13 protein-coding genes and 2 tRNA genes are annotated in these 12971 nt (G+C 35.7%); 12 read left to right on the top strand and 3 right to left on the bottom strand.

Annotated features, from left to right (window positions below):
* Positions 1 to 3 precede the first annotated feature (3 nt).
* Positions 4 to 76, top strand: a tRNA-Gly gene (locus EKL95_RS01110).
* 45 nt (positions 77 to 121) lie between these two features.
* A tRNA-Gly gene (locus EKL95_RS01105) sits at positions 122 to 194 on the top strand.
* A gap of 55 nt (positions 195 to 249) precedes the next feature.
* Here the strand turns inward: EKL95_RS01105 and pepE are convergent.
* Entirely contained in the window at positions 250 to 957 is a 708-nt protein-coding gene (gene pepE / locus EKL95_RS01100; RefSeq protein ID WP_126563347.1) for a dipeptidase PepE, read from the bottom strand.
* A gap of 148 nt (positions 958 to 1105) precedes the next feature.
* Between pepE and EKL95_RS01095 the strand changes: the two genes are divergently transcribed.
* The 8 genes from EKL95_RS01095 to EKL95_RS01060 all read left to right on the top strand — a co-directional run bounded on the left by EKL95_RS01095 (position 1106) and on the right by EKL95_RS01060 (position 8096).
* A complete protein-coding gene (locus tag EKL95_RS01095) occupies positions 1106 to 1861 on the top strand; it encodes a hypothetical protein (protein ID WP_126563346.1) in 756 nt (251 codons plus the stop codon).
* A 13-nt stretch (positions 1862 to 1874) separates the two neighbouring features.
* Positions 1875 to 2579: a carboxypeptidase-like regulatory domain-containing protein gene (locus EKL95_RS01090; protein ID WP_233589360.1), complete on the top strand. Its 705-nt coding sequence runs from the start codon at positions 1875 to 1877 to the stop codon at positions 2577 to 2579.
* Positions 2566 to 3348 carry a hypothetical protein gene (locus tag EKL95_RS01085; protein WP_126563344.1) on the top strand — a complete coding sequence of 261 codons (783 nt, stop codon included), beginning with the start codon at positions 2566 to 2568 and terminating at the stop codon, positions 3346 to 3348. Before EKL95_RS01090 ends, EKL95_RS01085 begins: the two co-directional genes overlap by 14 nt.
* A 17-nt stretch (positions 3349 to 3365) precedes the next feature.
* Positions 3366 to 4121 (top strand): hypothetical protein, encoded by a 756-nt coding sequence (locus tag EKL95_RS01080; RefSeq protein ID WP_233589358.1) that lies wholly within the window; start codon positions 3366 to 3368, stop codon positions 4119 to 4121.
* Between the two features lie 80 nt (positions 4122 to 4201).
* Positions 4202 to 4708, top strand: coding sequence for a DUF6702 family protein (locus EKL95_RS01075; RefSeq protein WP_126563343.1), 507 nt, complete (start codon positions 4202 to 4204; stop codon positions 4706 to 4708).
* 59 nt (positions 4709 to 4767) lie between these two features.
* A complete protein-coding gene (locus EKL95_RS01070) occupies positions 4768 to 7011 on the top strand; it encodes a M1 family metallopeptidase (RefSeq protein ID WP_126563342.1) in 2244 nt (747 codons plus the stop codon).
* Positions 7012 to 7119: 108 nt separating this feature from the next.
* Entirely contained in the window at positions 7120 to 7521 is a 402-nt protein-coding gene (locus EKL95_RS01065) for a twin-arginine translocase TatA/TatE family subunit (RefSeq protein ID WP_126451902.1), read from the top strand.
* Positions 7521 to 8096 (top strand): phosphatase PAP2 family protein, encoded by a 576-nt coding sequence (locus EKL95_RS01060; protein ID WP_126554537.1) that lies wholly within the window; start codon positions 7521 to 7523, stop codon positions 8094 to 8096. The genes EKL95_RS01065 and EKL95_RS01060 overlap by 1 nt, the downstream gene beginning before the upstream one ends.
* 128 nt (positions 8097 to 8224) lie before the next feature.
* On the opposite strand, the gene EKL95_RS01055 is transcribed toward EKL95_RS01060, so the two are convergent.
* Entirely contained in the window at positions 8225 to 8866 is a 642-nt protein-coding gene (locus EKL95_RS01055) for an O-methyltransferase (protein WP_126458875.1), read from the bottom strand.
* Positions 8867 to 8946: 80 nt separating this feature from the next.
* Here EKL95_RS01055 and rlmN point away from each other — a divergent pair, with 80 nt between their 5' ends.
* Positions 8947 to 9990 (top strand): 23S rRNA (adenine(2503)-C(2))-methyltransferase RlmN, encoded by a 1044-nt coding sequence (gene rlmN, locus EKL95_RS01050; RefSeq protein WP_126554535.1) that lies wholly within the window; start codon positions 8947 to 8949, stop codon positions 9988 to 9990.
* 64 nt (positions 9991 to 10054) lie between these two features.
* On the top strand, positions 10055 to 11032 hold the full coding sequence (locus tag EKL95_RS01045) for a polyprenyl synthetase family protein (protein ID WP_126458881.1): 978 nt from the start codon (positions 10055 to 10057) through the stop codon (positions 11030 to 11032).
* 357 nt (positions 11033 to 11389) lie between these two features.
* Here EKL95_RS01045 and EKL95_RS01040 read toward each other — a convergent pair whose 3' ends face one another.
* Entirely contained in the window at positions 11390 to 12961 is a 1572-nt protein-coding gene (locus EKL95_RS01040; RefSeq protein ID WP_126458884.1) for a SusD/RagB family nutrient-binding outer membrane lipoprotein, read from the bottom strand.
* Positions 12962 to 12971: the final 10 nt, after the last annotated feature.

The raw sequence follows: 12971 nt of genomic DNA, 5'->3' as shown, positions 1-12971 counted from the left end.
AATGCGAAAGTAGCTCAGTTGGTAGAGCTCCAGCCTTCCAAGCTGGTTGTCGCGAGTTCGAGCCTCGTCTTTCGCTCTGAATTTCAAATTTTAGTTTGAAATTTTATTTTACTGTTGTCATGCGAAAGTAGCTCAGTTGGTAGAGCTCCAGCCTTCCAAGCTGGTTGTCGCGAGTTCGAGCCTCGTCTTTCGCTCTTTCAAGCCAAAACATAATTGTTTTGGCTTTTTTTTGTGTCATTTATTTTAGGATTACTTTACAAAACTCAAATCAGTTCCGCTTTCTAGTTCTTCAGGACTTTGATTTTGTCGAAACAATCGTGCGGTCAGATTGCCTTTCAGGGTGATTGAATCTCCTTTTATATCCAGCCAGCTTCCTTCTCTCAATCCTAAAACCGGAACAGTATTAAATGCATGGTATTCTTTAATTCGGGTTTCGCGAGTTTCGCCCATGTGTGTTGAAGTAGTATCCGGATCTAAATAATGCGGATTCAAATTGAAAGGAACCAATCCCAGCGTTTGAAAACTTGGGGGATAAACTATTGGCATGTCATTTGTTGTTTGCATCGTTAATCCGCAAATGTTACTTCCTGCGCTTGTTCCAAAATACGGAGTTCCGTTTTTTACCACATCAGTGAGGGTTTCCATAAGGTTGTTTTTGTATAATTGTGATACTAAAACAAATGTATTTCCACCTCCTGTGAAAATTCCTTCTGCTTTTTTTACAGCTAATGTGGTGTTTTCAAACTCATGAATTCCAATTATTTCTTTATTTATTTTGGCGAAAGCCAAGCGTACCATTGCAGTATACTCTTTATGAGAGATCCCACCAGGTCTGGCGTAAGGAATAAAGAGAATTGTATTACAGTTTTGAAAATGCACTTGTAATTCCGGTAATAAATAGTCCAGATAGTTCTCGTTTGCAAGAGTAGATGTGCTTGCAATTAGGATGTTTTTCATTTTTTTGATACATAATTTGCGCTAAAGGTATTAAATCAGGCTTTTTTATTTCAAATTTTTAATTAACATTTTTTTACCAAGGCATTAGTAATTAATTTGGAGTGCATTAAGATACTTTTACGATAAGTCAATAAGGACTTCAAGAACGATGATTAGAATTATGTATTTGTTTTTGGCTTTTGCAACAACAGCGGCGATGTCACAAGAAGGAAGCCGAATACAACTGAACGGAAAAGTGACAGCTGATGTTTCTGTTCCGGAAGGGGTTTATGTCATAAATAAAAAAACAGAGAAGACTTCTATTACGGGTCAGGATGGTAACTTTTCTATTATGGCTGCCGTTGGTGATACGTTGTTATTTTCAGCAGTGCAGTTCAAAGATACCAAAATACTTTTGACCCAAGTCCATTTTGATCAAGGGATTCTTTTTGAAAAAATGACACCTATTGCGAATCAATTGCGGGAAGTTATTGTTCGAAATGGGATCAATGCAGTATCAATGGGAATAATTCCTACAGAGCAAAAAATTTACACCCCTGCAGAACGCAAATTATATACTGCCAGCAATCTTAATGCCAGTGCTAATGTGGGTAGCATGATGGGAGGGTCCGTGTCAGCAGATCCGTTATTGAACTGGATTTCAGGAAGAACAAAAATGCTAAAAAAAGAACTTGAAGTGGAGCAGAAAGAATCCTATTTGAGGCAATTAGAGAACCTGTTTGCCGTTGACTATTTTGTGAGTAAGTTAAAAATACCGGTTGAGTATGTCAAAGGATTTGAATATTACAGCCTTGAAAACGAACGATTTGTGGCTGTTTTGAAATCTAAAAATGTGACGATGACCACTTTTTTGATGGGGGAATTAGCAATAAAATATAAAGAAATAATTGCCAGTGAAAATTAAAAATACCTTACAGTTGTTATTCTTTCTCGTAGTTCAAGCCACTTTTGGACAGGTAGAAATGGTAAAGGAAATTCGAGGAAAAATCACTTCGGATTCTGTTGCTGTTGACCGCATTAATATTGTAAATATATCAACAGGAAAAGCAACCGTGTCACAGGGTAATGGCTTTTTTGTTATACCTGCAAAAGAAGGCGACGTTTTAGTCTTTACTGCCGTTAATCTGGAAACATTACGCCGAAAAATTAATAAACAAGATGTATTAGAAACGGTTTTTTCAGTGATAATGATCCCAAAAAGCATTGTTCTGAATGAGGTTGTAGTCGGTGAATCTTCTATTTCAGCAGAGAGTTTAGGGATTATTCCCTACGGTCAAAAAAAATATACGCCTGCTGAGAGGAAATTATACACCGCAACTTCCGGTGGAGGAATTGATGGATTGCTCAATACTATTTCTGGACGAAAAGCCATGTTGAAAAAAGAAATTATAATTGAGAAGAAAGAACAGTTGTTAGCGAGAATTGATGGGCTTTTTGAGGATAAGTACTATACGCAAACATTAAAAATACCCTCGGATTATATCAAAGGATTTCAATATTATTGTGTGGATAATATAGCTTTTGCAAATGCGTTGCGTGCTAAAAATAAAACATTGGTTATGTATTTAATTGTAAGCCTTGCTGCAAATTATAATCAAATTATAATCGATGAAAATCAATAGCATTTTATGGGTAGTTTTCTTTTTGGGCAGTCAGCTTGCTTTTGGACAGACGAGCGATGAAAGAGTGCTTCATGGGAAAACAAGAGTAGATTCGGTTTTAGTAAGTGGGATAAATATCTTAAATTTATCAGGGGGAATAACAACGCAAACAAATAGTTCCGGAGCATTTTTTATTGTGGCAAAAACCAATGATGTATTGGTCTTCACTGCGGTAAATCTTAAAACGTATAGGAAAACAATTAGTTTTAATGATTTTGAACTTGGAATGCTGTCAATCGAGATGCAGCCTACAACTACAGAACTGAAAGAGGTAATTGTCAATAAAAATCAATTTAATGCGCTGTCATTGGGTATTGTAACTAAAGATCCGATGAGATATAGTCCGGCAGCACGAAGGTTAAGAACCGCAGGTGATTTCAAACCGATACAATTATTGAATCTTTTAGGTGGGTCGATGCCACTGGATCCGCTGCTAAACAAGATCAATGGGAGAACGAAACGGCTTAAGAAATTAGTTGTTTTGGAGAAAAAAGAAAACGATATCAAATTAATTTCTGAATTGTACAATCCAGAATATTTTACGGTTCAATTGGGGATTACAAGTGATTACGTTACTGGTTTTAAATATTTTATAGTAGAAAATGAAATTTTTTTGGAAGTTTTAGCCTCCAAAAACAAACAAAAGACTATTTTTTTTATGGTAGCTTTGGCCGAAGAATATAAAGCTATACTTGCCAAAGAAAATAGACAACAGTCTTTAAAAAAATAATACTAAAAAAAATTACAATGAAAACAAGAATAAAAATCATTTGTTTAATTTTCTTTTGCCAATTTTCTTTTGGTCAAAATGAAAGCAGGAAGTCTTTACATGGTCAGTTTATTAACGAATCTGCTTTAGTGGATCACGGGTATGTTTTTAATTTAAATTCAAAAACCAGAACTTTTATAAGTAATCAGGGCTTTTTTGATGTTTTGGCGAAAGCGAAAGATACGTTGCTTGTTTCAAGTAGTTTATTCAAGTCTAAAAAGATAGTTGTTGCGGAAAAAGATTTTGAAAAATCATTGTTTGTAATTAATTTAGAGACGCAAACTACGCTGCTCAATGAAGTTATTGTGAAACGAAAAGCCGAAATTAAACCCATAGTAGGAGGTTCGCAGCGCATTGTAGATATGCAATTTGTAGATGACGAAAAATCATCTCCTATTAATAGAACGATGCCGTCAGACGGGACTATAGAAAACGGAATGGATTTTGTCAGAGTGTTCAAAATGGTTTCGAAATTATTTAAGAAAGATTCCGAAGATAAAGCAGGTTTAAATCCAAATGTAGATTTTTCGGATGTAGTCTCGAAAGGAATGGATGCTTATTTTTTTACCAATACATTGAGGTTGAAAAAGGATGAGATAGGTCTTTTTCTGGATTACTGTGAGGGTGATCCAAAAGCAAAAACCCTTTTGAAACAAGAAGATGAATTTTTACTGATTGATTTCTTAATTACCAAGAACGAAGAGTTTAAAAGAATTACTACTTTTGAAAAATGAAATCGCCATGATTCCAGAATACAAATAAGATTGAAGAATGGCGATACCATTTTCCGATAAAAAACAAATAGAATCTTCGAATGAAAAAAATAATTTTAATTTCCTTTTTTGGACTGCTATTTTTGACGTTAACTTCGTTCAGTGTGCACAAGTTTTACGTGGCATTATATCAGGTGAATTACGCTCCCGAAAAGAAAATGCTCCAAATCACCTCGCGTATTTTTGTAGATGATTTGAATAATGCTATCGGAAAAAAGTACAGTAAAAAAATCAACTTGGGTTCTGAGAAAGAAACCGCTGCGGATTTGGTTTTATTGAAAAAGTATTTCACTGAAAAGTTTTCCATAAAAATTAATGGACATCCCACCACGATGTATCTTTTGAGTAAAGAAATGGAAGGCGATGTGCTTATTTGTTATTTGAGCATAAAAGATATTCCAAAAATAACGACTCTTGAAGTGTATAATACAGTCATTATTGAAGGAAATAACGAACAGCAAAACATCATGCATTTTAAGGTTTTTGGGATTAAAAACACGATGCTGTTTACAGATTCTGTATCAACTGGAGTTTTAAAGTATGAATAAATTTTGAAACGGCTATTTAAAATGCTAATTTCACACAATTAAAGAACCATAAATTTACTATGAAAAAAATATTTTTATTTTTATTTCTTCCTGCGTTGTTAGTTGCGCAAGAAAAATCGACTTCGGTAACGCCAAAACAAACCGGAAGGTACGATACCAATAAGTTTAGTCAAATGTATGATTTGTTAGCTACGCCTAACCTATTTCGTACGGCTTCAGGAGCTCCGGGTCCTGCTTATTACCAGCAACAAGCTGATTATAAAATCAATATTGATTTAGACGACAAAAATTCTAAGCTAACAGGCTCTGAAACTATTACGTATTATAATAATTCACCTGATACCTTAGAATATTTGTGGGTACAACTAGACCAAAATCAATCCGCTAAAAATTCGCAAACCCCTTTAGCAGAAAGCCAAAGAATGGAACAGGTTTTTCCGGCGGGAAACTTCACAAATAAGTTTTTAAAACAAGAATTAGAGCGTGGTTTTAATATTGACTTTGTAAAAGACGCGAAAGGAAATCCGTTATCTTTTACGATCAACCAAACCATGATGCGTATTAATTTAGAGACACCGATGAAACCAGGAGAGAAATTCTCTTTTGCAATCAATTGGTGGTATAATATCAATAATTACAGAGCTGAAGGCGGCCGATCCGGGTATGAATTATTTGAAAAATCAGGAAATAAATTATATGTAATTGCGCAGTTTTATCCTAGAATGGCAGTATACAATGATGTTGAAGGATGGCAGAATATGCAATTTTGGGGAACGGGAGAGTTTACGTTGCCTTTTGGTGATTTTGATGTGAACATCACGGTACCTGCAGATCATATTATGGAAGCTACGGGTGATCTTATGAATAGGAGTGAAGTGTTTACGGCGGCGCAACTAAAAAGATATGAGTTAGCACAAAAAACGTACGACAAACCTGTAGTTGTTGTTACGCAAGCAGAGGCGGAAGCTAGCGAAAAAGGATTTTCAGATAAGAAAAAAACATGGAAATTTAGCGCTAAAAACGTGAGGGATTTTGGTATTGCTACTTCTAGAAAGTTTATATACGATGCAATGGCCGTTAAATTGAATGATAAAACGGTAATGGCAATTTCAGTTTATCCAAAAGAATCCAATCCACTTTGGGGAGAAACGGCAACAAGAACCGTAGCACACACGCTGAAAAGTTATTCAGCGCATACTTTTGACTATCCTTATCCTAAAGCAGTTTCAGTATCTGCTGAAGATCAAGGAATGGAGTATCCAATGATTTGTTGGAATTACGGGCGTCCAGATGAAAAAGGTGTTACTAGTGATCGCATAAAAAATGGAATGATAGGTGTAACAATTCATGAAGTAGGACACAATTTCTTTCCTATGATTGTAAATTCTGATGAACGTCAATGGTCCTGGATGGATGAAGGATTGAATACCTTTATGCAGTATATGGCAGAGCAAGAAATGGGAACTAATTTTCCTTCCAGTCGTGGTCCAGCAAGTAAGATCGTTCCGTACATGAGCGGGGATCAAAAATTCTTGGAGCCTATTATGTCTAATTCGGAGACAATAGTTCAATTTGGGGCAAACGCCTACGGAAAGCCAGCAACAGGCTTAAATATCCTTAGAGAAACTATCATGGGAAGAGAGTTGTTTGATCATGCTTTTAAAGTATATGCAAACCGATGGAAATTCAAGCACCCAACACCAGAAGATTTTTTTAGAACTATGGAAGATGCTTCTGCAGTAGATTTAGATTGGTTTTTCAGAGGTTGGTTCTACTCCACGGATTTTGTAGATATAGGCATCAAGGAAGTTAAACAATATTATGTTTCACTGACTCCCACGAAAGATTTAAAAGACGCCACAGTACGAAGAGGTCGTTTTGGACAAGAAAAAGGACCCTTCCTTTATTTAGTCCCAGAAACAAGTGAAGAATTGTCCGCTAAAGATAAAAAAGCATTGGCAATTGCAGATGTAAATTTACTTTCGGAGTATGTAAATCAAAATTTTACTGCAGATGAAAAAGCTAAACTTAAATCGCCAAAGTATTTCTATGAAGTAGATTTCAACAAGCCAGGCGGTATGTTAATGCCAATCATTGTTGAGCTAACCTATGAAGATGATACAAAAGAAACCTTCAAATATCCTGCGCAAATCTGGAGAAAAAACAATGATACGGCTAAGAAAGTGTATGCAACTGAAAAAGCAATCAAAAAAATCCAGATAGATCCAAAATTAGAAACAGCTGATATTGATGTAACCAATAACACGTGGCCAAAAGAAGAAGTGAAGTCTAAATTTGATTAAATAAACGGTACTGCTAAAAAAAGACTCTAAAAAGAGTCTTTTTTTATGAAAAAATTAAAACGCAAAGTTTCAAAATTAGGTATCTTTGTAGCAACTAAAACAAAAAATATGTTTGGCATAGGAGGAGGAGAATTAATATTTATTATGTTTATAGTGCTCATGCTTTTTGGGTCAGATAAAGTACCTGAAATGGCACGTACGATGGGTAAAGCAATGGCGCAATTGAAAAATGCAACTAACGATATAAAAAGCGAAATTCAAAAAGGAGCAGAGGCGAATGGGTTTGACACCAAATCTTTGAGCGATTTTCGAGGTAATATTACGACTGAAATCAATAAGGCAAAGGACAATTTGATGGGGGATACCTCGCAATTTAAAAACATTACAGAAGGCGTATCGACCGAAATTAATAAAACTACTGAGAGTTTACGGGAAGAAACAACTTCGCAGATCAACACAACAAAAGAAATTATTGAAGATGCCGCAGGTCCCATAAAACGTCAGGTATAATGATAGAAAAAATAGTATCCCTTGATACCCAGTTATTTGTTTATTTGAATGGTTTAGGTTCGACCACTTATGATGGGTTTTGGCTGTTTATCACCAGTCAATTCAATTGGATTCCGCTTTTTTTGCTTTTGTTGTATTTCATTTATAAAAAATTAGGCCTACAGCAAACCTTATATGTATTGTTGTTTGCAGCTCTTTTAGTGACAATTACAGATCAGACAACGAACTTATTCAAGAACGGATTTCAACGATTGCGTCCCTGTAATAATCCGGAAATCAATTCCTTTATTCGTATTGTGCAAGTCCGCAATTCCTTTAGTTTTTTCTCGGGTCACTCCTCAAACACAATGGCTGTTTGCGTTTTTTTATACTTTGTTCTCAAAAAAACGACTAAATATATGGCCTTTCTGTTCTTATGGCCTTTAGTTTTTGCCTACAGTAGAATCTATTTAGGATTGCATTATCCATTGGATATTTTATCCGGCTATTTATGTGGCGTTATTTTTGGAACACTTATGTTTAAAGGATATACAATAGCACAGAAAAAATATTTCCCAGTTAATCCTATCAAGTAGCAGGAGTCGTTTCCTGCTCTAGACTGTATTTCCGATATAAAACTACGATTAAAGATCTTGTTTTTCTACATCGGGAGATGTCGTTCCTGCCGGGGCTAAGGTATTTGGTTTCAAAAAAAGATTGCTAACTAAAGCACTCTGCTCACTGTCAATCCATCACGAATAGGCAATAAAACAGTTTCTATACGGGGGTCATTTTTTAATAATTGATTGTAGGCTTGTAATACTTTTGTACTCACATCATTGGTTTGTAAGGGTTCCAGAACTTTTCCGCTCCACAAAACATTATCGGATAGGATAACGCCGCCTTTATTCATTTTAGGAACAATCATTTCAAAATAATTCAGATAATTTTCTTTATCAGCATCGATGAAGACCAAATCAAATTGCAGTTCTAAAGTTGGGATTATGGCTGTTGCTTCACCTAAATGTTGTACAATTTGCTTTCCCCAAGATGACTTGTCAAAATGTTTGCGCTGGAAATCAACTAATTCTTCTTTGATGTCAATCGTATGCAATTGACCATTTTCCCGCATGCCTTCGCACAAACATAAAGCGGAATACCCGGTATAAGTCCCAATTTCCAGAATGTTCATAGGTCGAATCAATTTTGATAGCATACTCAAAACCCGACCTTGAAAATGACCACTTAACATGCGTGGCAATAAAATTTTCTGGTAGGTTTCTTTATTTAGTGCCGCTAATAAAGCAGGCTCTTTTTCGGAATGTTGCTCGATATAATCTTCTAATTCTTGGGAAATGAAATGCATTAGTTGAGTTTTTTCAATTTGTGACAAAGTTATCAAATTATCAAATCAACAAATCAACAAATTGTCATTAACTTTGCACCATGCAAATCGAGAAAAAAGACATACGAGCGGTATCCAAAGAACAATTACGCGAATTTTTTATCACTAACGGAGACAAAGCCTTTCGCGGAAATCAGGTCTACGAATGGTTGTGGAGCAAAGGTGCGCATAGTTTTGAGGATATGACTAATGTGTCTAAAGAAACGCGTGCTATGCTTGAAACACACTTCGTGATCAACCATATCAAAGTAGATACAATGCAACGCAGTGAAGACGGAACGGTAAAAAATGCTGTACGTTTGCATGATGGGTTGGTGGTGGAATCAGTCTTGATTCCTACTAATACCAGGACTACAGCTTGTGTTTCCAGTCAGGTGGGGTGTAGTTTGGATTGTAATTTTTGCGCTACAGCGCGATTAAAAAGAATGCGAAATCTGGAGCCAGCGGAAATTTATGATCAGGTAATAGCCATTGATAAAGAAAGCCGTTTGTATTACAATCATCCGTTATCAAATATCGTTTTCATGGGAATGGGAGAACCTCTTATGAACTATAACAATGTCTTGAAAGCTATTGAAATGATTGTTTCTCCAGAAGGGTTAGGAATGTCGCCTAAACGCATTATGGTTTCTACTTCAGGAGTGCCTAAAATGATTAAGAAATTAGCGGATGATGAGGTGAAGTTTAAGTTGGCGGTTTCGCTACATTCAGCAATCGATGAAATTCGTTCCAGAATCATGCCGTTTAGCGCAAACTTTCCATTGGCAGAGTTGCGGGAATCATTAGAGTATTGGTACCGAAAAACAAAAAGCAAAATTTCCTACGAATATGTTGTTTGGAAAGATATAAATGACAATAAAGCTTCGATAGAGGCCTTAGTAAAGTTTTGTAAATATGTTCCTTGCAAAGTGAATCTTATTGAATATAATCCCATTGATGATGGGGAGTTTCAACAAGCCTCTGATGAATCAATAGAGGCGTACATAAAAGCGCTTGAGGCTGCCGGAATTGTTGTAAAAGTGCGAAGAAGTCGCGGTAAAGATATAGATGCTGCCTGCGGACAATTAGCAAACAAGGAAGCGTAAAAGGATTCGGTTTTTATGGAAATATCAAAATAATGGCAGGTTAATAATGTACCTTTGAATTCTAATGAATGTGACCTCTAAAATTAAACAGCCCATTTTTGATGAAATGGAACTTTTTGAAAAAAAGTTCTACGAATCGATGACGTCTCAAGTGGCTTTGTTGAATAGAATCACGTATTATATTGTCAATAGAAAAGGAAAACAAATGCGTCCCATGTTTGTTTTTTTGACGGCCAAAATGGTTTCGGCAGGAGTTGTAAACGAGCGTACATATCGCGGCGCTTGTGTTATTGAACTTATTCATACCGCTACATTAGTTCATGATGATGTAGTAGATGACAGCAACCGCAGAAGAGGTTTTTTCTCGCTAAATGCGCTTTGGAAAAATAAAATTGCCGTACTTGTTGGTGATTATTTGTTGTCCAAAGGATTGTTGCTTTCTATAGACAATGGTGATTTCGATTTACTCCGAATTATTTCCGTAGCAGTACGTGAAATGAGTGAAGGGGAATTACTCCAAATTGAAAAAGCCCGAAGACTTGACATTACAGAAGATATCTATTATGAAATCATTCGGAAAAAGACAGCTACACTTATTGCTGCCTGTTGTGCTCTGGGAGCAAGATCAGTAATTGAAGAGGAAGTTCAGGTTGAAAACATGCGCAAGTTTGGAGAACTCATAGGCATGGCTTTTCAAATAAAAGATGATTTATTTGATTATACGGAGGAAGCTATTGGTAAACCAACCGGAATTGACATCAAAGAACAAAAGATGACATTGCCACTTATTCATGTTCTGAATACGTGTACTTCAAAAGAAAAAACGTGGTTGATCAACTCCATAAAAAACCATAATAAAGATAAAAAACGCGTCAAAGAAGTGATTGCTTTTGTGAAAAACAATAACGGATTGCTTTATGCGGAACAAAAAATGGTCGAATTTCAGCAAGAAGCCCTTTTGATTTTGGATAACTATCCCAATTCTGAATTTAAAGAGGCACTTATTTTAATGGTAAATTATGTCATTGAAAGAAAAAAATAACTTTTTTTAAAATTATTTTCTCTCGTTAACTATCCATTTTATTAATTTTTTTAAACCTAAAATTTTGGCAGTGTTTTTCTTTTTAAGAACTCTTGCTGCGTTTCAAACTTGCAAAGGGTTTAGTTTTTAAATGACAGTCTTACTTTGTCTTTTTTTTATAACTTACGCAGTGGATTGGAGGACATAAGCACGGCATGAGCCGAATTTGATAGTACGGAGCGTAATTCAAATAAGAAGCTTAATCTGTGTCAAAGGAACTTTTTAAACAAAAAAAAACAGTAGCGAACATTTGTTTACTACTGTTTAAAAATTGTAATTTTTTAGTATTCTTCTTTTTAAAAACTAATTAAAGGATAATTAATTTTTGTCCCAAATCAATTTAGTGGTTAGTAAATCACCACCTATATTAGAGGATGCTTGTTGATAATTTTCGCCGTTTAACTGAGGGGAGTTCACGGGATAATTAAGGCGACTTGGCATTTCTGTCAAATTGTTTAAAGCTTTAAAGGTATAGGTTGTTGCGCCTTCAAAAGGATTATTCAAGGCATAAGTACCGCCTGGTTTCAAGATTGTATTAGGGAATCCAGTTCGTCTGTGTTCTGACCAGGCCTCTGTAGGCTGCATGTAAAGCGCTATGTATTTTTGAGTCAGTACATTTTCTTTTGATGGTGGGGCCAGGTTCGTTAAGTAGGTACTAATTTTAGCTGCTGTGACTCCCCAACGTTCCATGGAAGCTCTTACGCCATTGGTGTAATTTGTATTGTTCCAATTGTTATTTTCGGCCAATAAAAATTCAACTTCCGCATATTCCATAAAGTATTCAGTATAATTAGTTTTAAGAATATTAGAACTAAATCGCGATGTATTAGGTAACTGTGATGGTGCTGATGCACTAGGAATTCCATATGGCATTCCGATATATTGGGCTAAATCATCAGTTTCTGTATACAAGTTGTTACCCACATCTTCTAAGGATGCAGTTATTGGAGCTGCATATTTTTGCAACCTTGGATCCGCACTATTGTTTCCTAAAGTTCCTTTTAATAAGTCTACAAAAGTATTAGAAATCGTAAAATCATCTCTGTTGTTTATAAAAAAAGCAATATAGAGTGGGCTAGGATTGATGGCATCATTTTGATAAGTCAAGCCAACATTATCTGAATTTGAAAGCATAACGCCCGAAGCGATTGCATCAGTAATGTGACCTTCGGCACCAGAAACAACTCCTTTTACTCTGTTTGCTATTCGTAAGCGCAGGGAGTTAGAGAATCTTTTTAGTTTTTGAGCATTTCCCTGAAAAAGTTGATCCCCTCGGGTAAAAACTACTTCAGTAGCTACAATCATTTCAGAGGCTTCTTGTAATTCTTTTAGAATATCAGCATATATTTTTTGCTGACTGGCATATTTGGGTTTCAGAATGCCTTTTTCTAATTGCAAAGCTTGAAAATCGGCATCACTATTTCCGTAAGAGTAATAAGGGACATCACCATAGGTGTCTACTAATTGAGAAAAAGTATACGCCAGCATTATTCTTGCCGCAGCTATTTGATTGTCATTATTTCCATAAGATGACATTTCAGCTCTTGTTGCAGGATCTACATTCAAATCTATGACTAACTTATAATTATTGGCAGCTAAATAATAGGAGTTGTATAAAGCAGTATTGGTTTCCTGTCTGAATTGGAAGCGATCCTCTTCTGTGTAATTTGTCTGTGCCGAATATTGAACCCATGGTAAAGTCATTCTAGCAGAAGAGAATGGGCCTCTGGTTCCGTCCATAATGGCTTTATTGGCAAAGTTGAATACTCCATAGCTAGGTACGGATACCGGTCTGTTTGGGTCATTGTTGATTTCTTCTAAATCAGCGGTGCAGCTTGTGGTTACAAGTATAGCAATAAATGCTAAGGCAGATATGATTCTTTTTTTCATGATTTTTTTA

The sequence above is a fragment of the Flavobacterium sp. LB2P53 genome, from assembly GCF_003970305.1.
Taxonomy (GTDB): Bacteria; Bacteroidota; Bacteroidia; order Flavobacteriales; family Flavobacteriaceae; genus Flavobacterium.
The sequence above is the reverse complement of the archived record's forward strand: the minus strand, read 5'-3'. Positions and strand labels throughout refer to the sequence as shown.